The organism is Phytohabitans maris (assembly GCF_031085175.1).
In the GTDB taxonomy this organism is placed as follows: domain Bacteria; phylum Actinomycetota; class Actinomycetes; order Mycobacteriales; family Micromonosporaceae; genus Phytohabitans; species Phytohabitans maris.
In genome coordinates this window covers 99,535-120,591 of record NZ_JAVHUY010000007.1, presented here as the reverse complement: position 1 = coordinate 120,591, position 21,057 = coordinate 99,535, and the positions used below count along the sequence as shown (strand labels likewise).

22 protein-coding genes and 1 tRNA gene are annotated in these 21,057 nt (G+C 73.2%); 9 read left to right on the top strand and 14 right to left on the bottom strand.

All coding sequences use genetic code 11. The features are described 5' to 3' along the window. The first annotated feature begins 59 nt into the window (after nt 1–59). Entirely contained in the window at nt 60–680 is a 621-nt protein-coding gene (gene rdgB, locus RB614_RS09370; RefSeq protein ID WP_308711997.1) for an RdgB/HAM1 family non-canonical purine NTP pyrophosphatase, read from the top strand. Here the strand turns inward: rdgB and RB614_RS09365 are convergent. The 7 genes from RB614_RS09365 to RB614_RS09335 form a co-directional block, all read right to left on the bottom strand. Then, on the bottom strand, nt 607–1,068 hold the full coding sequence (locus RB614_RS09365) for a GtrA family protein (protein WP_308711996.1): 462 nt from the start codon (nt 1,066–1,068) through the stop codon (nt 607–609). The two genes, rdgB and RB614_RS09365, sit on opposite strands and share 74 nt — an antisense overlap. Before the next feature lie 84 nt (nt 1,069–1,152). Then, the gene (gene hutH, locus RB614_RS09360) at nt 1,153–2,688 is read right to left on the bottom strand and encodes a histidine ammonia-lyase (protein WP_308711995.1); all 1,536 of its coding nucleotides are present in this window, start codon (nt 2,686–2,688) and stop codon (nt 1,153–1,155) included. Further along, nucleotides 2,685–3,905, bottom strand: a complete 1,221-nt coding sequence (gene hutI / locus RB614_RS09355; RefSeq protein WP_308711994.1) for an imidazolonepropionase — start codon at nt 3,903–3,905, stop codon at nt 2,685–2,687. Before hutI ends, hutH begins: the two co-directional genes overlap by 4 nt. Continuing rightward, nucleotides 3,902–5,203, bottom strand: a complete 1,302-nt coding sequence (locus tag RB614_RS09350) for a formimidoylglutamate deiminase (protein ID WP_308711993.1) — start codon at nt 5,201–5,203, stop codon at nt 3,902–3,904. Before RB614_RS09350 ends, hutI begins: the two co-directional genes overlap by 4 nt. Next, complete coding sequence (locus RB614_RS09345; RefSeq protein ID WP_308711992.1) at nt 5,200–6,354, bottom strand: allantoate amidohydrolase; 1,155 nt, start codon at nt 6,352–6,354, stop codon at nt 5,200–5,202. The genes RB614_RS09350 and RB614_RS09345 overlap by 4 nt, the downstream gene beginning before the upstream one ends. Nucleotides 6,355–6,430: 76 nt before the next feature. After that, entirely contained in the window at nt 6,431–8,077 is a 1,647-nt protein-coding gene (gene hutU, locus RB614_RS09340) for a urocanate hydratase (RefSeq protein ID WP_308711991.1), read from the bottom strand. A gap of 12 nt (nt 8,078–8,089) precedes the next feature. Beyond that, nucleotides 8,090–8,977, bottom strand: a complete 888-nt coding sequence (locus RB614_RS09335; RefSeq protein WP_308711990.1) for a MurR/RpiR family transcriptional regulator — start codon at nt 8,975–8,977, stop codon at nt 8,090–8,092. Nucleotides 8,978–9,078: 101 nt separating this feature from the next. Here RB614_RS09335 and RB614_RS09330 point away from each other — a divergent pair, with 101 nt between their 5' ends. Further along, complete coding sequence (locus RB614_RS09330) at nt 9,079–9,951, top strand: expansin EXLX1 family cellulose-binding protein (protein ID WP_308711989.1); 873 nt, start codon at nt 9,079–9,081, stop codon at nt 9,949–9,951. Between the two features lie 363 nt (nt 9,952–10,314). Here RB614_RS09330 and RB614_RS09325 read toward each other — a convergent pair whose 3' ends face one another. From RB614_RS09325 to bcp, 3 genes are all read right to left on the bottom strand, one after another. After that, complete coding sequence (locus RB614_RS09325) at nt 10,315–10,833, bottom strand: GNAT family N-acetyltransferase (RefSeq protein ID WP_308711988.1); 519 nt, start codon at nt 10,831–10,833, stop codon at nt 10,315–10,317. An 89-nt stretch (nt 10,834–10,922) separates the two neighbouring features. Next, nucleotides 10,923–11,006: transfer RNA gene (locus RB614_RS09320), tRNA-Leu, on the bottom strand. A gap of 17 nt (nt 11,007–11,023) precedes the next feature. Then, nucleotides 11,024–11,500: a thioredoxin-dependent thiol peroxidase gene (gene bcp / locus RB614_RS09315; protein ID WP_308711987.1), complete on the bottom strand. Its 477-nt coding sequence runs from the start codon at nt 11,498–11,500 to the stop codon at nt 11,024–11,026. Between the two features lie 76 nt (nt 11,501–11,576). Here bcp and RB614_RS09310 point away from each other — a divergent pair, with 76 nt between their 5' ends. The 4 genes from RB614_RS09310 (at nt 11,577) to RB614_RS09295 (ending at nt 14,222) form a co-directional block, all read left to right on the top strand. Further along, nucleotides 11,577–12,287 carry an energy-coupling factor ABC transporter permease gene (locus RB614_RS09310; RefSeq protein WP_308711986.1) on the top strand — a complete coding sequence of 237 codons (711 nt, stop codon included), beginning with the start codon at nt 11,577–11,579 and terminating at the stop codon, nt 12,285–12,287. 71 nt (nt 12,288–12,358) lie between these two features. After that, nucleotides 12,359–12,691 (top strand): PDGLE domain-containing protein, encoded by a 333-nt coding sequence (locus RB614_RS09305; protein WP_308712126.1) that lies wholly within the window; start codon nt 12,359–12,361, stop codon nt 12,689–12,691. Continuing rightward, on the top strand, nt 12,688–13,443 hold the full coding sequence (cbiQ, locus tag RB614_RS09300) for a cobalt ECF transporter T component CbiQ (RefSeq protein ID WP_308711985.1): 756 nt from the start codon (nt 12,688–12,690) through the stop codon (nt 13,441–13,443). The genes RB614_RS09305 and cbiQ overlap by 4 nt, the downstream gene beginning before the upstream one ends. After that, a complete protein-coding gene (locus RB614_RS09295; RefSeq protein ID WP_308711984.1) occupies nt 13,440–14,222 on the top strand; it encodes an energy-coupling factor ABC transporter ATP-binding protein in 783 nt (260 codons plus the stop codon). The genes cbiQ and RB614_RS09295 overlap by 4 nt, the downstream gene beginning before the upstream one ends. 12 nt (nt 14,223–14,234) lie before the next feature. Here RB614_RS09295 and RB614_RS09290 read toward each other — a convergent pair whose 3' ends face one another. The 4 genes from RB614_RS09290 to RB614_RS09275 form a co-directional block, all read right to left on the bottom strand. Continuing rightward, a complete protein-coding gene (locus RB614_RS09290; RefSeq protein ID WP_308711983.1) occupies nt 14,235–15,242 on the bottom strand; it encodes a hypothetical protein in 1,008 nt (335 codons plus the stop codon). A gap of 35 nt (nt 15,243–15,277) precedes the next feature. Then, a complete protein-coding gene (locus RB614_RS09285; RefSeq protein ID WP_308711982.1) occupies nt 15,278–15,976 on the bottom strand; it encodes a DsbA family protein in 699 nt (232 codons plus the stop codon). Beyond that, on the bottom strand, nt 15,973–16,488 hold the full coding sequence (locus RB614_RS09280; protein ID WP_308711981.1) for a MauE/DoxX family redox-associated membrane protein: 516 nt from the start codon (nt 16,486–16,488) through the stop codon (nt 15,973–15,975). The genes RB614_RS09285 and RB614_RS09280 overlap by 4 nt, the downstream gene beginning before the upstream one ends. 74 nt (nt 16,489–16,562) lie before the next feature. Beyond that, on the bottom strand, nt 16,563–17,111 hold the full coding sequence (locus tag RB614_RS09275; protein ID WP_308711980.1) for a sigma-70 family RNA polymerase sigma factor: 549 nt from the start codon (nt 17,109–17,111) through the stop codon (nt 16,563–16,565). 144 nt (nt 17,112–17,255) lie between these two features. Between RB614_RS09275 and RB614_RS09270 the strand changes: the two genes are divergently transcribed. The 3 genes from RB614_RS09270 to RB614_RS09260 are packed head-to-tail and all read left to right on the top strand — an operon-like array spanning nt 17,256 to nt 20,857. Then, complete coding sequence (locus RB614_RS09270) at nt 17,256–18,923, top strand: copper resistance CopC/CopD family protein (RefSeq protein ID WP_428982960.1); 1,668 nt, start codon at nt 17,256–17,258, stop codon at nt 18,921–18,923. An 11-nt stretch (nt 18,924–18,934) separates the two neighbouring features. After that, nucleotides 18,935–19,627: a YcnI family protein gene (locus tag RB614_RS09265; RefSeq protein WP_308711978.1), complete on the top strand. Its 693-nt coding sequence runs from the start codon at nt 18,935–18,937 to the stop codon at nt 19,625–19,627. A gap of 51 nt (nt 19,628–19,678) precedes the next feature. After that, nucleotides 19,679–20,857 (top strand): hypothetical protein, encoded by a 1,179-nt coding sequence (locus RB614_RS09260; RefSeq protein ID WP_308711977.1) that lies wholly within the window; start codon nt 19,679–19,681, stop codon nt 20,855–20,857. The last annotated feature ends 200 nt before the right edge of the window (nt 20,858–21,057 follow it).

The window sequence follows — 21,057 nt, the reverse complement described above, 5'->3', positions numbered from 1 at the left end:
CGCCGGGGAGGGCGCGTCTTGATGACCAGGCTGCTGCTCGCCGGGGAGGGCGCGCTCTCATGACCAAGCTGCTGCTCGCTACGCGCAACGCGAAGAAGCTGCTGGAGCTGCAGCGGATCCTGGACAAGGCGCTCGGTCCGCATGCGGTCGAGCTGGTCGGCCTGGGCGACGTGCCCGACTACGTCGAGGCGCCCGAGACCGGTCTCACCTTCGGCGAAAACGCGCTGCTCAAGGCGCGCGAGGGGGTCAGATACACCGGGCTGCCCACGGTCGCCGACGACTCCGGCCTGGCGGTCGACGCGCTCTCCGGCATGCCCGGCGTCTTCAGCGCCCGCTGGTCCGGCCGGCACGGCGACGACAAGGCCAACCTCGACCTGGTGCTCGCCCAGATCGGCGACGTGCCCGACGAGCACCGCGGTGCGGCGTTCGTCTGCGCGGCCGCGTTGGTGCTACCCGGCGGCAAGGAGCACCTTGTCGAGGGGCGCCAGCTGGGCCGGCTGATCCGCACTCCGCGCGGCGAGGGTGGCTTCGGCTACGACCCGATCTTCCTCGGCGACGGCCAGGACCGGACGAACGCGGAGCTGACCGCCGAGGAGAAGGACGCGATCAGCCACCGCGGTAAGGCGTTCCGGGCACTGGCGAAGGTCGTCGCGAAGACGCTTCCCGTGGCGCCTCGATAGGCACCGTGGGGAGCACGGCGGTGCGGGGCCGGCGGCGAAACGTCCACCACCGGTAGAGCACGTAGTTGAAGACCAGGTTGGTGCCGCCGGCCACGATCCGGGCGACGGTGAGGTTGAGGCCGAGCGCCTGGAGCGCGAGCACCGCGGTGAGCGTCAGCACGTAGTCGCCGAGCACCTGCGGCACGAACCGGGCCAGCTGCGGCCCGACCGCGTGCCCGTGCGCCCGGAACGCGACGTGCCGGTTGAGCGCGAAGTTCAGCGCGTACGTGGCCCAGAAGGCGAGCGTGACCGAGACCGCGTTGGGCAGCGGCGTGAGCCGGTGCAGGAGGGTCAGCAGCGTCAGGTCGAAGGTGAAGCCCACGCCCGCGAGGAGCAGAAACCGTGGCAACGAGTGGCGCGATACGGCGGCGACGCGTCCGCGCCAGCGAGGACCCACAGGGGGCAACCTTACAACCCGACCTCCGGCGGGCCTCTATGTCAGCGGGCCGACGCGGGCCTCGACGGCGGTGAGTAGCGTGCGGTCGCGCACGGTGTGCCGGGCCTGTTCGAGTACGGGCGCCAGGAACATGTCCGGGCCCGGCTCGCCGGCGAACTCGCCCACGGCCGCGATCGCGACCTCGCCGGCCGGTGAGGGGCGCAGCGGGCGGCGCAGTTGCAGGCCGCGTACGGCGGAGAGCAGCTCGACCGCGAGCAGGCTGGTCAGGTTGTCGAGCACCCGGCGGAGCTTGACCGCGGCCGCCCAGCCCATCGATACGTGGTCCTCCTGCATGCCTGAGGTCGGCAGGGAGTCGACCGAGGCGGGCGAGGCGAGCCGGCGGTTTTCCGCGACGATGCCGGCCGCCGTGTACTGGGCGATCATCAGGCCGGAGTTGACGCCGGGGTCCGGCGAGAGGAAGGCGGGCAGGTCGCGTGACCGGCAGACGTCGAGCAGCCGGTCGACCCGCCGCTCCGAGATCGCACCCACCTCGGCCGCCGCGATCGCCATGAAGTCGGCCGCGAAGCCGAGCGGCGCGCCGTGGAAGTTGCCCGTGGACTCGACCCGCCCGTCCGGCAGTACCACCGGGTTGTCCACCACGCTCGCCAGCTCGCGCTCGGCCACCTGCGCGGCGAAGGTCAGCGTGTCGCGGGCCGCGCCGGCCACCTGGGGAGCGCAGCGCATCGAGTACGCGTCCTGCACCGCGTGGGCCAGGTCGTCGCGGTGCGAGTCCATGATTTCCGAGTGCTGGAGCAGGCGGTGGATGTTGGCCGCGGAGACCGCCTGGCCGGGGTGCGGGCGGATCGCGTGCAGCTCCGGCTGGAACGGGCGGTCGGTGCCGAGCATCGCCTCGATGGCGAGCGCAGCGGTCAGGTCGGCCATCGTAAGCAGGTGCGCCGCGTCTTCGATCGCCAGCAGCAGCATGCCGAGCATGCCGTCGGTGCCGTTGACCAGCGCGAGCCCCTCCTTGGCGGCGAGCGTGACGGGGCGCAGCCCGGCCCGGTGCAGCGCCTCGCCGCCGTCCATCCGGGCGCCCGACTTGTCGAGCACCCACCCCTCGCCGAGCAGCACCAGCGCGCAGTGGGCGAGCGGCGCGAGGTCGCCGGAGGCGCCGAGCGAGCCGTGCTCCGGCACCCACGGCGTGACGTCGTGGTTGAGCAGGTCGACCAGCGCCTGCGCGACCAGCGGGCGCACCCCGGAGCGGCCGAGCGCGAGGGACCGTACCCGCAGCAGCATCATCGCCCGGACCACCTCGCGGGGCATCGGGTCGCCGACCCCGGCCGCGTGCGAGCGGATCAGCGCGTGCTGGAGCTCGGCCCGCCGCTCAGGCGCCACGAACGTGTTGGCGAGCGCGCCGAAGCCGGTCGAGACGCCGTAGACCGGCCGCCCCGCGCGCTCGATGCCGTCGACGATCGCGCGGCTGCGTTCCATGGCGTCGATTGTGGAGGGTGCGAGGCGGACCGGGGTCTGGGCGCGGGCGACGGCGGCGACGTCGGCGGCGGTGACGCCGGTGGGCTGGACGGTGACGGTCATCGCGAAGGCACTCCATTGTGCACGGTGTGGCGGACGAGTGGCACGCCTGGCCGGTAGGCCAGGTGCAGGTGGGACGGCGCGTCGAGCACGACCAGGTCGGCCCGGGCGCCGGGCCGCAGGACGCCGATGTCCGTGCGGCGCAACGCCCGCGCGCCACCCGCGGTGGCGGCCCAGACCGCCTCCGCCGGGGTCATACCCATCTCGCGTACGGCGAGTGCAATGCAGAACGGCATGGAGGTGGTGTACGAGGAGCCGGGGTTGCAGTCGGTGGCGAGCGCGACGGTCACCCGTGCGTCGAGCAGGCGGCGGGCATCCGGGTACGCCGAGCGGGTGGAGAACTCGGCGCCGGGCAGCAGCGTCGCCACCGTCGCCGAGCCGGCGAGCGCGTCCACATCGGACTTGTCGAGGTGGGTGCAGTGGTCCGCGCTGGCCGCGCCGAGCTCCACCGCCAGCCGTACTCCCGGGCCGGGGCCGAGCTGGTTGGCGTGCACGCGTACGCCGAGCCCGGCGGCCTGGCCGACGGTCAGGATCGCCCGCGAGTGGTCGGCGTCGAACGCGCCCCGCTCGCAGAAGACGTCGATCCAGCGGGCGTACGGCGCGGCGCCCCGGAGCATCGGCCCGCAGACCAGGCCGACGTAGTCGTCCGGGCGGTCGGCGTACTCGGCCGGCACCACGTGCGCGCCGAGGAACGTCGTCTCCTCCGTGAACTCGCGGGCGATCCGCAGGGAGCGGGCCTCGTCGGTGACGCTCAGCCCGTACCCACTCTTGATCTCGATCGTGGTGGTGCCCTGCCGCAGCGCCTCGCGGCGCAGGCGCCCGACGGTGGCGCGGAGGTCGTCGTCGCTTGCCGCGCGGGTGGCCGCGACGGTGGTGCGGATGCCGCCGCCGGTGTATGGCTCGCCGGCCATGCGCGCGGCGAACTCGGGTGCCCGGTCGCCGGCGAAGACGAGGTGGGCGTGGCTGTCCACGAAGCCAGGCAACACAGCCGCGCCCTCGGCGTCCAGGCGGCGATCCGCGGGTTGCGCATAGGCCGCCCGGCCCACCCAGGCGACCATCCCGTCCTCGATGAGGAGCGCGGCGCGCCGGACGATGCCGAGCGGCCCGCGCCCGAGGGCGGGGTCGTTGGTGACCAGCTCGCCGATGTTGTCGACCAGGAGGTTGCGGGGGCCCCGGGTAAATGTGGAGCGCAGCGGAGCATTTTCCTGGGGTGCGTTCATCTGATGGTGTCCTCGAGTGCGCGGGCCACGTCCAGGTGGCTGTGCCGTCCATCATGGACAATATGGCGACCGTCCACGATGACCTGTGCCACGTCGGCGGCGGTGGCGGCGAAGAGGGCGCCGTGCGGGCCGGTGCCGGCCGTGCGCACGCTGTCCAGCCGGACCGTGACGAGGTCGGCCCGCTGGCCCACCGCGATCGTGCCGGCGTCGTTCCAGCCGAGCGCGGCGTGGCCGGCCGCGGTGGCGGCGTGGACGATTTCGGCAGCGGAGAAGTGGCCGCGCCGCTCGGTGCGCAGCCGCTCGTCCATCTCGACGGCCCGTGCCTCCTCGAATACGTCGATCACCGCGTGGCTGTCGCTGCCGAGGCAGAGCGGGCTGCCCGCGTCGGCGAGCGCGCGGGCCGGGCCGATGCCGTCGGCGAGGTCGCGTTCGGTGGTGGGGCAGAGGCAGACGGCGGTGTCGGTGTCGCCGAGCTCGGTGCGGTCGGAGTCGCTGAGGTGGGTGGCGTGCACCGCCGTCGTACGTGGACCGAGCGCGCCCGCGTCGGCGATCAGCTCCGTGGGCGTGCGGCGGTGGTGGGCGAGGCAGGCGGCGTTCTCCGCGCGCTGCTCGGAGAGGTGGACGTGCAGCGGCACCCCGCGTGTGGCCGCCCACTCGACCACCGTGGGGATCTGCCCGGCCGGTACCGCGCGTACAGAGTGGACGGCCGCGCCGACCCGCGCGTGGGCCGGCGGGGCGAACGCGGAGACCCGCTCCGCCCAGCGCGTCGCATCGCCGTCGCCGAAGCGTTCCTGCGCACCGGCGAGCGGCTTGCCATCCACAGTGGACGTGAGGTAGCAGGCGTCGAGCAGCGTGATCCGGATGCCGGCCTCGGCGGCCGCCTCGACGAGCGCGCCGGACATCTCGTTGGGGTCGGCGTAGCGGGTGCCGCCGCTGTCGTGGTGCAGGTAGTGGAACTCGCCGACGCAGGTGACGCCGGCGAGGGCCATCTCGGCGTACACGGCGCGGGCGAGCGCCCGGTAGCTGTCCGGCGTGAGGTGGGCGGCGACCGCGTACATGGCGTCACGCCAGCTCCAGAACGTGCCGCGGGCCTGCGTCCGCCCGCGCAGCGCGCGGTGGAAGGCGTGCGAGTGCGCGTTGGCGAGGCCGGGCAGGGTGAGGCCGGCGAGGCGGGCGGCGCCGTCAGGGCGGGGCGAGCCCGCAGCGACGGTCGAGAAACGGCCGCCGTCCACCTCGATGAGCACGTCGGCGGCCGGCCCGTCACCTAGCCAGGCCCACTCGGCGTGGTAGGCGGTCATGTCAGCTCGTCCAGGACGCGGGCCAGCGCCTCGACGCCGGCCGCGCAGTCGGCGTCGGTGGCGTGCTCGGCGGGGGAGTGCGAGACGCCGGTCGGGTTGCGGACGAAGAGCATGGCGGTCGGCACGTGGTTCGACAGTACGCCCGCGTCGTGCCCGGCACCGGTTGGCAGCACCGGCGCGTCCAGCACCCGGGCGAGGCGGGCGACCAGCCCACCGTCGAAGGCGACCTCGGGCGTGACTGACTCTTCGGTCAGGGTGACGGCGGTGCCGTCGCGGGTGGCCCGCTCCACCGCCCGCTTGTGGATGGCTTCGACCATCGCGTCCAGTGTGGACGCGTCCGCTGCCCGGGCGTCGAGCCAGCCGCGGACCAGTGTGGGAACGGCGTTCGTCGCGTTGGGCTCCACCGCCACCCGCCCCACCGTCGCGTGCGCGCCGCACAGCCGGGCTTCCTTGTTGGCGGCCAGCACCGTGTACGCGTACGTGAGCATCGGGTCGCGCCGGTCGGACATCCGCGTGGTGCCGGCGTGGTTACCTTCCCCGGTGAAGTCGAACCGCCACCGGCCGTGCGGCCAGATCGCGCTCCCGACGCCGACCGCCGCCTCACCCAGCGCCCGGCCCTGCTCGATGTGCAGCTCGACGAAGCAGCCGACTCTCGTCAGAAGGTCGGTGCGGCCGGCGGGCTCCCGGCCCAACGCGTCGCGGAGCGTCAGGCCTGAGCGGTCGGTCAGCGCGGTGGCCCGCTCGGGGGCGAGCGCACCGGACAGCAGCCGCGAGCCGAGGCACGGCACCCCGAAGCGGGCTCCCTCCTCCTCGGCGAAGGCCGCGACGCCGATCTTTTTCCGGGGCCCCAGCTGGTCGAGTGCCAAGAATGCACTCACTATGCCCAGTGGACCGTCGTACGCCCCGCCGTGCGGCACCGAGTCGAAGTGGCTGCCGGTCAGGACGGCCGGGCCCTCGCCAGCGCCGCGCCAGGCCACGAGGTTGCCGTTGCCGTCCTCCTCCACCGGCATGTCCCGCGCGTCCGCCTGCGCCCGAAACCACTCGCGGCAGGCCAGCTCGGCCGGCTCCCACGCGTACCGCAGGTAGCCGCCGCTGCCCGGGTCGCGGCCGATCGGGGCGAGCTGGTCCCACAGCTCCCGGAACTCGCTCATGCCCGTCCTCGCTTCGCTGCGGGCGGGCACGAGGCTCCAAGCGGGCTGAGTTTGATGGTTCGCTCGCTACGCTCGCTCACGACTCGCCCATCGGCACGCGGACGCCCTTGTCCGCCGCCACGTCCGCGGCCAGCTCGTAGCCGGCGTCGACGTGGCGGATCACGCCCATCCCGGGGTCGTTGGTGAGCACCCGCTCGATCTTCTGGCCGGCGAGCGCGCTGCCGTCCGCGACGCAGACCTGGCCCGCGTGGATCGACCGGCCGATACCGACCCCGCCGCCGTGGTGGATGGAGACCCAGGAGGCGCCGGAGGCGGTGTTGACGAGCGCGTTGAGCAGCGGCCAGTCGGCGATCGCGTCGGAGCCGTCGGCCATCCCCTCGGTCTCCCGGTACGGCGAGGCGACCGAGCCGCAGTCGAGGTGGTCGCGCCCGATCACGATCGGCGCCTTGAGTGTGCCGTCGGCCACCATCTCGTTGAAGCGGACGCCGGCGCGGTCCCGCTCCCCGTACCCGAGCCAGCAGATGCGGGCCGGCAGCCCCTGGAACGCCACCCGCTCGCCGGCCAGGCGGATCCAGCGGGCCAGCGACTCGTTCTCCGGGAAGAGGTCGAGCACCGCGCGGTCGGTGGCGGCGATGTCGGCCGGGCCGGAGAGCGCCGCCCACCGGAACGGCCCCTTGCCCTCGCAGAAGAGCGGCCGGATGTACGCCGGTACGAAGCCGGGGAACGCGAACGCGCGCGGATATCCGCCCAGCTGCGCCTCGCCACGGATCGAGTTGCCGTAGTCGAAGACCTCGGCACCGGCGTCGAGGAAGCCGACCATCGCCTCGACGTGCTTGGCCATCGAGGCGCGGGCCCGGTCGGTGAACTCCTCCGGTTTCCGCGCCGCGTAGTCCGGCGCGTCGGACAGGTCGACGCCGATCGGCAGGTAGCTGAGCGGGTCGTGGGCGGAGGTCTGGTCGGTGACGATGTCGACCTCGACGCCGCGGCGGAGCAGCTCGGGCAGTACCGTGGCGGCGTTGCCCACGACCCCGACGGAGAGTGCTTTTCGCTCCCGCTTCGCTTGTGTGGCTTGGGCTACGGCTTCGTCCAGAGTGGACGCTATGGTGTCCAGGTAGCGGGTCTCCACCCGGCGGGCGAGCCGTGCCGGGCCGACGTCGACGACCAGGCAGGCGCCGCCGTTCATGGTGACCGCGAGTGGCTGCGCGCCGCCCATCCCGCCGCAGCCGCCGGTGACCGTGAGCGTGCCGGCCAGCGTGCCGTCGAAGCGCTTGGCCGCGACCGCGGCGAACGTCTCGTACGTGCCCTGCAGGATGCCCTGGGTGCCGATGTAGATCCAGGAGCCGGCGGTCATCTGCCCGTACATGGTCAGGCCGAGCCGCTCCAGCCGGCGAAACTCGGGCCAGGTGGCCCAGTCGCCGACCAGGTTGGAGTTGGCGATCAGCACGCGGGGCGCCCACTCGTGCGTGCGGAAGACGCCCACCGGCCGCCCCGACTGCACCAGCATCGTCTCGTCGTCGCCGAGCGTGCCGAGCGTGCGGACCAGCGCGTGGTACGACGGCCAGTCCCGGGCGGCCTTGCCGGTGCCGCCGTACACGACGAGGTCTTCGGGGCGCTCGGCCACGTCGGGGTCGAGGTTGTTCATCAACATCCGCAGCGCGGCCTCCTGCGGCCAGCCACGGGCGGTGCGCTCGGTGCCCCGCGGGGCTCTGACGGTCGGCGGCATGATCCCTTCCCCTCAGCTCGTGAAGACCTGGCGGCGGGTGACGGACTGCTCGAACTCCTCCAGCCGGCGCTGCGCCTCCTCCGGCGCGGCGTCGCAGATCGCCTGCAGCACCACCATGGTGAGCGCCATCGGCGCGGTGTGCAGGTCGAAGACGAGCTGGGTGCCGACCGCGGCGGTGAGCGCCACGTCGGCGTGCTCGGCCGCCGGGCTCACCGGCGAGTCGGTGATGACCACAGTGGAGAGACCGGCCGCGCGGGCGTCGCGGAGTGCGTCGAGCGACTCGCGCGGGTAGCGGGGGAGCACCACCGCCAGCAGCGCCGTGGCGCCGGCCGACCAGGCCTGCTCCAGCCGGTCGGCGAGCAGGCTGCCACCGGAGTCGAGCACCCGCACGTCGGGCAGGACCTTGGCGGCGAAGTACGCGAAGTAGGCGGCCAGCGGCGCCGCGGCGCGCAGGCCGAGCACCGGCAGCGGGCGGCTCGCGGCGAGCAGCACGCCCGCGGCGGTGAGTGCGGCGCGGTCGGCGAGCTGGTCGGCCAGGCGGTCGAGGTGGCGCATCTCGGCGCGGACGGCCTGCTGCACCTCGTTGCCGACAGCGGGGGGCGCGGCCACCGCGCCGCTGCCGGTGAGCTCGCGCAGCCGGCGGCGCAGCGCGGGGAAGCCGTCGTAGCCGAGCGCCATCGCGAACCGGGTCACCGACGGCTGGCTCACCCGGGCCAGGTCGGCGACCTCGGCCGCGGAGAGGAACGCCGCCGCCGAGGCGTGCTGCACCAGGCTGTGGGCGATCCGCCGCTGCGTCGGGGTGAGGCGGACACCCTGGAAGAGCCCGACCACGCCGTCGCCTTTCGCGGCGGGCGCGTCGGCGTCACCTCGGGCGCCCGCCGCCTCGGCAGGGTCATTCATACGCCGACTCTATGTATGAAGTCATTCACTCGCAATGGGGTTGGCTTAGGTCTCGATTAGAAGCGTTGCATCCAGGTCGTGCGTTCCGGCAGCATCTGGCGGTGCTCGTCGGTCGCCGCTGGGTCCTCGTCGGTGCCGCGGCCCTGCTCGCGGCCGTGACAACCGCCGTGCTGACCCTGCGCTCGGGCCCCTCCCCGGCCTGCGCCGCTCCGCCGACCGGCAGCACCGTCCACCGCGGCAAGGCGACCTTCTACGACGCCAAGGGCGAGGGCGGCAACTGCTCGTACGTGAGTGCCCCGGACGACAGCCTCTATGTCGCGCTCGGCCCGTCCGAGTACTCCGCCGGCGTGGCGTGCGGCGGCTACCTGGACGTCACCGGCCCCAAGGGCAAGGTCCGGGTCCTGATCATGGATCAGTGTCCGGAGTGCGAGGCCGGCCACCTCGACCTGAGCAAGGAGGCGTTCGCGAAGATCGCCAACCCGGTCGACGGGGACGTGTCGATCTCGTACAAGGCCGCGCCGAACCCCACGCTGCCCGGCCCGCTCAGCTTCCGGATCAAGGAGGGCGCGTCCCGGTACTGGTTCGCCGTGCTGGTGGCCGACCACGGCAACCCGCTCCGCTCGGTCGAGGTCCGCTCCGGCTCGACCTGGCGCGCCACCCAGCGGGCCGAGTACAACTACTGGATCTACGAGAGCGGGCTCGGCCCCGGCCCGTACACGATCCGGCTCACCGACGTGTACGGCCAGCGCGCCACCGCCACGGGCATCAAGATGGCCCCGGAGCAGGTGCAGAAGACCAGCGTCCGGCTGTATGGCGCCGGCGCGGCCGCCCCCAAGGCATCCGCATCGACGAAGGCTTCGACCTCGCCCGCGGCGAAACCCAAGGCGAGCCCGCGCCCCACCACCGCGCCGCCCGCCCTGGCCCCCGCGGCCGCCGTCGCCGACGAGCAGATGGGCGCTGCGGCCAGCTGCTAGGCCGGTTTCGAGAGGTTCCCAAACCCGGAAAGAGGATTGGGCTACCGCGACGCCCGTCGTGGTCCGGACCGTCGCTCCCGCGGCCTCACCCTCCGCGTCGCGCGATCTCACCCCGGCCCCTGCGGGGAGCCACCGGTCGTCCGGGGTCTGCGCGTCCACGACGCCTCAAGTCCGGTGACAGCGCGCGGAAACCGGCGCGGACCCGGCAGCGGAGGCCGGGGAAGTCGGCGAGCGCTGCGAGCCGCCGGCCTCCGCGGTGCCCGCGGGAAAGCACCCCAAGAAAACGCTCCGCTGCGCTCCACGTTTCCCCGGGGACCCCGCGCGTGCGGTCCGCAGGTGACGCGGACGGGGGTATATGTCTCTCTATCGTAGGGGCAGCCACATCAGGGTCTCGTCGCGGTCGTCGTCCGGACCCAGCCGCAGCGCGCCGGGGAGGCGGCCGACCTCCTTGTACCCCAGGGCGGCGTAGAAGCGCTCCAGGCCCAGCCCGCCGCGCACCGTCACGTGCAGCGCCTCGCGTCCGAGCAGCCGGGCCAGGCGCTCGGCCTCCCGCATCAGCGCGGAGCCGTACCCCCGGCCCTGGCACTCGGGGTGGACCATCACCCGCTTGAGCGTGCACCAGTGGTCCTTCAGCGCGAAGCGGTTGTCCACGAAGATCAGCATCGCCACGAGGCGGTCGTCCTCGTACCCGGCGAGCAGGCGGTCGGGCCCCTCCTCGACCGCGGCGAAGGCCTCGGCGGCCGTGGGGAGTACGTCGTCGCGGGTCACCGGCTCGACGAAGCCGACCGCGCCACCGGCGTTGGTGGCCTCGGTCCAGATCGACACGATCTCCTCGCGGAGGGCGGGCGTCAGTGCGGGGTCGAGATCGAACCGGATCGCCATACCCCCATCCTGCCGTCCCCGCGTGAACGGCCGGCGAGGCGATCGGGTCAACCGGGCGGGCGAGCGCCCACCAGGGGTAGGACCGAGCGTGCGGGAGAGGGGACTCGAACCCCTACGTCCTCTCGGACACCAGGACCTAAACCTGACGCGGCTGCCAATTACGCCACTCCCGCAACGGCAAGGAGTCTACTCAGTCGAGCCCCAGATCCTTGCGGAGCTTGGCGACGTGCCCGGTCGCCTTGACGTTGTAGAGCGCCCGCTCGACGCGCCCCTCCTCGTCGAGCACGAACGTGGAGCGGATCACGCCGGTCACGGTCTTGCCGTAAAGCTGCTTCTCGCCGTACGCGCCGTACGCGGTGAGCACCGACTTGTCCTGGTCGGAGACGAGCGGAAAGGTCAGCGCGTCCCGCTCGCGAAACTGCGCCAGCTTGGCCGGCTTGTCCGGCGAGATGCCGACCACCTCGTACCCCGAGGCCTGGAGCGAGGCCAGCGAGTCGCGGAAGTCACACGCCTGCTTGGTGCAGCCGGGCGTCATCGCCGCCGGGTACGCGTACAGCACGACCTTGCGACCGCGCAGCTCCTTGAGGGAGAGCGTCTCCCCGGTGTCGGTGGGAAGAGCGAAGTCCGGTGCCATGTCACCGGGGGCAAGGCGAGGTGTCTCGGGCATGACCCGAACCCTACCGGAACATGGCTTATTGCCAGCTCTTGGCAAGAAAGCGCATGCAGAAATAAGCTCCGGAACCATGGAAGCTGTCGCGCTCCACATATCGAACGGCGTGCTTAACGGCCCCGTATCGGCAATATACGGAGTAATCGCCCTCGTGGCCCTCGCGTACTGCATCTCGCGCGGCCGGCGGGACCTCGACGACCGCCTCGCGCCGATGGCGGGGCTGGTCGCGGCGTTCATCTTCGCCGTGCAGATGCTCAACTTTCCGGTGCTGCCGGGCGTCAGCGGTCACCTCCTCGGCGGCGCGATGGCCGCACTGCTGGTCGGGCCGTGGGTGGGCGCGCTGTGCGTGTCGGTCGTGCTGATCGTCCAGGCGCTGGTCTTCGCCGACGGCGGGGTCACCGCGCTCGGCGCCAACGTCACCAACATGGCGCTGGTCGGCACCGCGGTCGCGTACCTGCTGATCGCCCTGCTCCTGCGCGTGCTGCCGCGCACGCCGACCGGGCTCGGGATCACCGCGTTCGTCGCGTCGGTGGTCGCGGTGGTCGCCGCGTCGCAGAGCTTCGTGCTCCAGTACGCGCTCGGCGGCACCACCGACCTGGAGCACTACAGCCTCGGCGCGATCGCCGGCACCATGGCCGGCACGCACATCCTGATCGGCATCGGTGAGGGCCTCATCGCGGCGGTCACGGTCGTGACCGTGGCCAGGACCAGACCCGATCTCGTGTACGCGTTGCGCGGTCTGCGCCAGCCCCAGCAGGTGACGGCGGAAGGGGTGGCGGCGTGAACGCACCCCACGAGAACGCTCCGCTTCGCTCCACGTCCCCGCGGGGGCCCCGCAGAAGGACGACCTGGTTCATCCTCGGCGGCCTGCTGATCGCGCTGCTGCTCGCCGGCGTGGTGAGCAACTTCGCCTCCGGTTCGCCGGACGGGCTCGACTCGGCCTCCACCAAGGGCTGCACGGTCGACGACAACGGCGAGATCACCGGCGGCTCGTGCATGGGGCAGAACGCGAAGGACAGCGAGGCGGCGGACAGCCCCTTCGCCGACTACGGGATCAGCGGCATCGGCAACTCGTACCTCTCGACGGGCCTGGCGGGAGTGGCCGGCGTGCTGCTGACGTTCGCGGTCGGCGGGGGCCTGTTCTGGCTGGCGCGCAGCCGCAGGCAGCCGGCAGAGAAAGTCGAATGAAGGGTCTCTACCTCGACCGGGACACGCCACTGCACCGGCTCCCGCCCGAGGTGAAGATCGCGGCGATGGTGTCCGCGACCGTAATCGTGGTGGTCACCCCGCGGGAGGCGCTCTGGGCCTTCGCCGGGTACGCCGTGCTGGTCGCCGCCGTCGCCGCGATCGGGCGGGTGCCGGCCGGCTGGCTCGCCAGGCGTTCGCTGGTGGAGCTGCCGTTCGTGCTGCTCGCGTTCGCGCTGCCGTTCCTGGCGGCCGGCGACAAGGTCACGTTCCTGGGGCTGGAGGTGTCCCGCGACGGCCTGTACGGCGGCTTCAACATCCTGGCCAAGGGCACGCTCGGCGTACTGCTGTCGCTGATCCTGGCGGCGACCACGACGACGCGTGACCTGATCGTCGGCCTGGACCGGCTGCGCTGCCCGCAGATCATCACGCAGATCGCCACGTTCATGCTCCGCTACCTCGCCGTCCTCGGCGGCGAGGCCCGGCGGATGCGGATCGCGCGCATCTCGCGCGGCGACGACCCGCGGTTCCTGTGGCAGCTACGCGGCTTCGCCACCGGCGTGGGCGCGCTCTTCCTGCGCGCGTTCGAGCGGGGCGAGCGGGTCTACCTGGCGATGGTGGCCCGCGGCTATGCCGGGCGCATGCCGGCGGCCTGGCTGGCGACCGGCGCCGCGACCCGCAATCAGTGGCTCGCGGCGGCTACCGTTCCAGTGGCGGCAGCGGCGATCGCGGGCACGGCGGTGATTCTGGGATGACTGAACCACTCTCGCTGGACGTGCGTGGAGTCGGGTACGCGTACCCCGACGGGCACGTGGCCCTGCGCGGGGTCGACCTCTCGGTGCGCCGGGGCGAGCGGGTGGCGCTGCTCGGTCCCAACGGGGCCGGCAAGACCACGCTCGTGCTGCACCTCAACGGCATTCTCGATGGGGGTGGGGGCTCGGTCGCGGTCGGCGGGTTGACCGTCGACCGCGACCGCGCCACGCTCGCCGAGATCCGGCGGCGGGTCGGCGTCGTCTTCCAGGACCCCGACGACCAGCTCTTCCTGCCGACGGTCGGCGAGGACGTCGCATTCGGCCCGGCCAACCTGGGGCTGCGCGGCGCCGAGCTCACCGCCCGGGTCGACGAGGCACTGGCCGCGGTCGGGATGAGCGAGCACCGTGACCGGGCTCCGCACCACCTCTCCTTCGGACAGCGGCGGCGGGTCGCGGTGGCCACCGTGCTCTCGATGCGCCCGGAGATCCTCGTGCTGGACGAGCCGTCGTCCAACCTGGACCCGGCGGCCCGCCGCGAGCTGGCCGAGATCCTGCGGTCGCTGCCGGTGACGCTGCTGATGGTCACCCACGACCTGCCGTACGCGCTGGAGCTCTGCGACCGCTCGGTGATCCTCGACGAGGGGCGGATCGTCGCCGACGCGCCCACCCGCGAGCTGCTGGCCGACCCGGACCTGCTGGCGGCGCATCGCCTGGAGCTGCCTTACGGCTTCGCCGTCCCTCCCCGTGATCAAAGCTCCCTTCAAGCCGCTAGAACGACGTGACGGGAGCTTTGATCACGGGGTAGCGGGCTCCGCGGCCGCCGCCTCCCGCGCCGCCGCCCGCATGCGCAGCGCGGCCGCGACCGCCACGCCGCCGCCGATCGCGATCACCGCGAGGACGACCACCCGGGCGAGCACCGGCGACCACGGCACGGGTACGACGCCGCGGGCGAACACCGCGGCGTTGGCCGCCCCGGCGAAGACGGCCACGCAGGTGCCGGCCATGGCGAGCGCGAAGTCGGCGGCCGGGCGGCCCCGGAAGGCGTACCCGCCGGCGGCGACCGCGGCCAGGGCGGTGGCCACCGGCCACACCTGCCCGACGAGCAAGCCCACCAGCACCGGGCCGACCCCGGTGGTACCGGCGTCGAGCTCCCGGGCGACCGCATACCCGATCGCGAGCGGGCCCAGCGCGACGGCCAGCCCGGCGAGCACCGGCAGCGCCCGGGACCAGAGCCCGAGTACGGCCACGCCGACCCCGACGATGATCACGAACGCCCACCACACGCCCGGGCTCGGCGGCGGCACCCAGTCGAGCGTGCCGCGTACCTCCATCGTGGACACACCGTCGCGCAGCGGCACCACCCAGTCGCGTACCCGCTGCTCCCGGGCCGGCTCGGCGCGGACGGCGGGCGGCGGCTCGGCGCTCATCCAGTGCGTGCGGTGGTCGTGCCAGCGGGCCACCGGCTCGTCCGACGCGCGCCGCCACTCCGGCGGCTGGGTGGGGTCGGCGGTGGCCGGCGGCTCGGTGTCGCCGGCGAGCGTCTCGTTGAGGTACGTGGCGGGGGAGCGGGTGTTCTCGTACACCCCGTCGGGGCGCACCTCCAGGTAGGGCTCGCCGTCGTAGCCGAGCACCTCGATCGTCCGCCCGGTGCGGTTGTCGAGCTCCAGCCGGGCGCCCGCCTCCACCGCCCGTACCGTCAGGCCGGGCATCGGCGGCACCGACGTGACGGTCGTGCGGTAGTTCGTCGCGTCCGGCGCGTCGCCCCCGTGGGCCCAGGCCGGGGCCGCGGCCGCCAGCGCCACCAGGACACCGGCGACCGCGGCGTAGACGAGCCGGCTCAGCCGACGGCCGCCTGGATCGCCTCCGTGGTCGGCTGGACGTCCTTGCCGCCCACCCGCACCGTGGGCGTGCCGTTTACGCCATCCTCGCTGGCTGCGTCGGTCACGTGTGCCGTCCACGGCTTGTACTTCCCGTCCCGTACCGCCTGGGCGAAGGCGTCTCCGAGCCCGACCGACCGGCCGATCTCGATCAGCTTGTCGTCGCTGAGGCCGGCGCTCCCCTCGGCCGGCTGCTGCGCGAAGAGCGCCTTGGCGTACTCCCGGAACTTACCGCCCTCCGCCGCGGCCCCGGAAGCGGCCGACGCCCGCGTGGAGTAGTCGGTGGTGGAGTAGCGGTCCAGGAAGGCCAGCGGGTGGTACACGACGGCGGCCTTGCCGTCGGCGACCAGCTGGTCGATCGCGGCGCCGGTCTGCTGCTCGAACTGCCCGCAGGCCGGGCAGATGAAGTCTTCGTAGATGTCGATCTGGACCGGCCCGCTGCCGACCTTGATCCCGGTGCCGTCCTCGACCGCGCCCGCCGGTGCCGTGAACTCGCCGGAGTCCTGGCTCGCCACCACACCCCAGCCGATCAGCCCGGCGACGACCAGCACGGCCACCGCCGCGACCGACGCCCAGAGCGTGCGCGAACGCCGCCTCTCCCGGGCGATCTGGTCGCGCACCATGCGCGCGGCCTGCTTCTGCCCGGCCCTGGAACTCATGTCTTCTCCAGCCAGCTATCGATGGACAAACGGGTGAGGGGCCAGATCAGGAGGAACCCGGCGAGCGCGAGGAAGCCGACGTCACGCAGGATCTCCAGGCCGTAGGTCGGGCTCTGGCCGGCGGCGAGCTGGCCGCCGCTGCCGAAGCAACCGCAGTCGATCTGCAGGCCGCGCGCCCACGCCTGGGTGATACCCGCGACGAAGACCACCAACAGCGCCGCGGAGACGCCGGCGGCCAGCCGGGTGGCGAGGCCCACGACGAGGAGTACGCCGAGCGCGAGCTCGACGAAGGGGAGGGCGGCGCCGATCGCCTTGGCGAGGTCGTAGGGCATCACGTCGTACGCGTTGACGGCCCGGCCGGAGGCGGCGAGGTCGCCGACCTTGGTGCTGCCGGCGGCCAGCCAGACGGCGGCGAGTCCCAGGCGTACCAGTGTGCCGAGCCACGGTCGCGCGGTGCGCCATCTGCCGACAGATGCGGGCGAAACGGACGAACTCGCGGCGGTCACATTCATTAGTCGTCCTACGGTCTGGGGAGGTTCCTTGTGGGGCCTGTCTCGTGGGTCTCGGCTCTTTGGGTCTCGGCGGCCTAGCTCGCGAGGGCGTCACCGAGCGCGTCGACGAGCTCGGCCCGGGCCCGGGCGACCCGGGAGCGGATCGTGCCCACCGGCACACCCTCCACGTCCGCCGCCTCCGCGTATGACAGGCCGAGCACCTGGGTCAGCACGAACGCCCCGCGCCGGTCGTCCGGCAGCCGCCGCAGCAGGTCGGCCGCGCCGAGCTGGGCGGCGGGGTCAGGGTAAGGGCCGTCGGTGTGCGCCTGCGCGGCCAGCCGCTCGTCGAGCTTGCGGCGGCGGACCACGGTGCGCACGTGGTCGGCGCAGGCCCGGCGGGCGATGCCGAGCAGCCAGGTGCGGGCGCTGGACCGCCCCTGGAAGGAGGGGAGGGCCCGGAACGCCCGCAGGTAGGTCTCCTGCGCCAGATCGTCCGCGCTGCCCGGGTCGACCAGCGCGGCGACGAACCGCCACACTTCGACCTGGGTCACCCGCACGAACTGCGCCTGCGCGGCGGGGTCGCCATCGCGGGCAGCATCCACCCACTCGTCGGCGGCGTGGCCATCACGCTGGGCGGGAGTCACGGCACCTCAGGGTACGCGGGATGGCTGGGCAAAAGATGTGTGCCCCTCCGGGAACTTTTTCGGCCCCTCCGCCGACTACACACCCATGACCGGCTATGCGACCCGGCTCGCTTTCGCGCGCCCGGCTCAGAAATCATGGCCGTCATGACCCGCCGCCTCCCGCCCCTCCTCGCCCCCCGCCGTCTCCTTCTGTTGCTGCTCGCGCTCTTCGCCGCGGCTCTCGCCACCCTCGCGCTCCCGGCCGCCCCCGCCAGCGCCCACGCGGTGCTCGCCAGCAGCAACCCGCTCGGCAACTCCGTGCTGCAGGCCGCGCCGGCCGAGGTCGTACTGACCTTCAGCGAGTCGGTCCGCAAGGTGCCCGACCGGATCCGCGTGATCGGCCCGGACGGCAAGCGGGTGGACCAGGGCGACGCCCGCTTCGACGGCGCGGTCGTGACGATCCCGGTACAGCAGACCGGCGCCCAGGGGACGTACCTGGTCAGCTACCGGGTGATCTCCGCGGACAGCCATCCCGTGTCGGGCGGCTTCACCTACTCGGTCGGTGCCCCCTCGACCACGCCACCCAGCGACACGGACGAGGAGATCGGCGACAACCCGGTGGTCGCGAACGGGCTGAAGGTCGCGCGCTACATCGGGTACGCCGGCCTGGTCCTGCTGATCGGCCCGGTGCTGGTGATCAGCCTGCTGTGGCCGGCGCGGCTCTCGCGGAGCGGCCCGGCCGGCGTGATCTGGACCGGCATGGGACTGGTGACGCTCGCCACACTCGCCGGGATCTGGCTCGAGGTGCCGTACACGACCGGCGGCGGCCCCTTCGACGTCGACGGCTCCAGCCTGCGAAACGTGCTCTCCAGCACGTTCGGGACGGCGTACCTGATCCGGCTGGGTCTGCTCGTGGCGATCGGGCTGCTGCTCCGCCCGCTGCTGCGCGGCGAGACCGGGCGGGTCGACCAGATCCTGCTGGCCGTGCTCGGCGGGGCGGCGATCTTCACCTGGCCGGTCGCCGGACACCCGGCCGCCTCGCCGGTCGCCGCGGTCTCCGTGGTGGTCGACGCGGTCCACCTGACCAGCATGGCGGTGTGGCTGGGCGGCCTGGTGATGCTGATCGGGTTCCTGCTGCGCCAGGCCAACGACCGCGAGCTGGGCGCGATCCTGCCGATCTGGTCGCGCTGGGCGGCCCTGGCGGTCTGCGCGCTGGTGCTGGCCGGCACCGTGCAGGCGCTCATCGAGGTGGGTACGCCGGACGCCCTCGTCTCGACCACGTACGGCCGGCTGATCATCGCGAAGGTGGTGCTGTTCGGCGCCGTGGTGGCCGTCGCCGCGTACTCGCGGAAGTTGGTCCGGGAGCGGCTCGGCGAAGGCGGGCCGCGGCGGCTGCGCCGCGCGGTCGGTGTCGAACTCGGCATCACCGCCGTCGTGCTCGGGCTCACCGCGGTGCTGGTGCAGACCACCCCGGCGCGCACCGCCTCCGCGAACGAGGACCTCGGCGGGCCCGGCTTCTACTCGGCCACGCTCGACAGCAACCTCTTCAAGCTCCAGGTCGACGTCGACCCGGCCCGCAAGGGCAACAACTCGGTCCACCTCTACGCCTACGACAAGGCCAACAAGCCGCTGCCGGTGGTCGAGTGGACGGGGACGGCCGCACTGCCCGCGAACGACGTGGCGCCGGTCGACATCCCGCTGCTCCCGCTCACCGACAACCACGCCACCGGCGAGATCACGCTCCCGCTCGAAGGCGACTGGCAGCTCAAATTCACGGTACGCATCTCCGAGATAGACCAGGCCACGGTGACCGCCACCGTGCCCGTGAGCTAGAAGGGTTCCCGATGAAACGCGTTGCTCTCGTGCTCGGCGCCGCTGTCACCTTCCTCCTGGCGGTGGCGGCACCGGCCGCCGCACACGTCACCGTCAACCCGCAGGAGGCGGAGAAGGGCGGCTTCGCGCGCCTGGCGTTCCGGGTGCCGAACGAGAGCGACACCGCCTCCACCGTGAAGCTCGAGGTCGTCCTCCCGGAGAACGCCCCGGTCGGCTCGGTCTCGATCATGCCGGTGGCGGGCTGGACGGCGACGGTGGAGCGGCGCAAGGTCGACCCGCCGGTGGACGTGCACGGCAGCCAGGTCAGCGAGGTCGTCTCGAAGATCACCTGGACCGCTCCGGCGGGCGGTGGCGTCAAGCCGGGCGAGTTCGTGGAGTTTCCGGTCTCGATGGGCCCACTGCCCGATGTGGACAGGATGGTCTTCAAGGCGCTCCAGACGTACTCCGACAACGAGGTCTCCCGCTGGATCGAGGAGCCGCAGCCGGGCGCCGAGGAGCCGGAGGAGCCCGCGCCGGTGCTCGCCCTCGTCTCCGCGGCGGCGGCGGATCCCACCTCCGCCCCCGACGCCGCGGCCCCGTCCACCGAGGACGATGACGGCGGCGACGGGCTGGCCGTGATCCTCGCCGTGGTGGCACTGGTGGCCGGGCTCGGCGGGCTGGTCCTCGGCGGTCTCGCGTTTGTCCGGAGCCGCAAGGCGTCGTGACGCCGATCCGCTCGTTCTCCTCATAAGGGGCATCTTGGAGGGGAACCGGGAATGCGGATCGTGCGTACGGCTGCTGGCATGTTGCTGCTCACCATCGGACTGCCGGTGCTGCTGGTCGGCGGTGCACTGTGGACAGCCATGCAGCATCGCGACGGGGACGGGGCGTTCAGCGGCCGGGTCGAGCGCATCACCACACCCGGCCACGCGGTCGTCGTACCGGACCTCGACGCGCTCCTGCGCCGGGACGCCCCGTTCGCCCGCGCCCGGGACACCCGGCTTCGGGTCAGCGCCCGTACGGAGGCGGGGCCGGCGCTGGTCGCCATCGCGCCGGCCGAAGACGTGGCCCGCTACCTGCACGGCGCCGCGTACGCCCAGGTCGACCGGGTCAGCCTGACCGCCGGCCCGCTCCCGGTGGCGGTGACGCCGGTCGGGGGCAGGGCGGTACCCGCCGCGCAGCCCATCTGGCAGATGTCCGGCACGGGAGAGGTGGGCTGGGCCTCCTCCGAGGTACGCGGCCAGCGGCTGGCCCTGGTCGTGATGCGCCCGGACGCGAGCGCCGGCATGACGGTCGACCTGCGCGTGGAGGTGCGCCCCGGCTGGCTGGGCTCGGCGACGTGGGGCCTGCTGGTCGCGGGGGCGGTGCTGGTCGTACTCGGCATGGCGACGCTGGCCTGGCCGTCCCGCCGCCCTCCGCTCGCCCGCCCGGCCACGCTCGCCGACGTCCTGACCGGGTCGGCGTCCGTGCCGGCGCATCTCGTCGACCGCCCGCGGACGGGCTGGACCCCGCCCCTCCCGATGCCGGTGCAGCCGATCCTGGCCTGGCCGCCGCACCCGAGCGTGGCCGTCACGCCGGCCCCCCTGCCCACCGAGCCGGTCGCGGACCTCCACCCGGTCTCGCCCGGCCCGGTCGCGGGCCGCGCCACCGTGCCCGGCCCCGTCCTGGAGCGCGCTCTGCCCGACGAACCGGGGGACGGCTGGCTCGGCGAGCCGCGGGCGGCCGGCGAACCGGCGGGGGACGACGTCGCCGCCGGGGAAGCGGCGGGGCCGGAACCGGCCGACGGGCCGCCGATCGGTCCGGACCTGCCCGGCTCGGCCGACCTGGCCAGCGCGCTGGGGGCACTCGGCACCGGGACCAGATCCACCCGCCGCCGCAAGACCGCGGCCGGCCTGCCCGCCGACACCACCGTGCCCACGGTCTCCTCACCGACCGCCCGCCGCACCCGCGACTGACCGGGGCGATCGGCTGTGATCGAAGCTCCCCCCACGTCGTTCTAGCGACTTGGGGGGAGCTTCGATCACAGCCGTGGGAGGGCGAAGCCACCCCGACTCCGAAGCTCTCCAGATCGGCGGATACGCCCTGGATCGGCGGAGTGAGGTGTAGAAATGGCGAGTGGCCCTCCGCATGCCGTTTGCGGAGGGCCACTCTCACC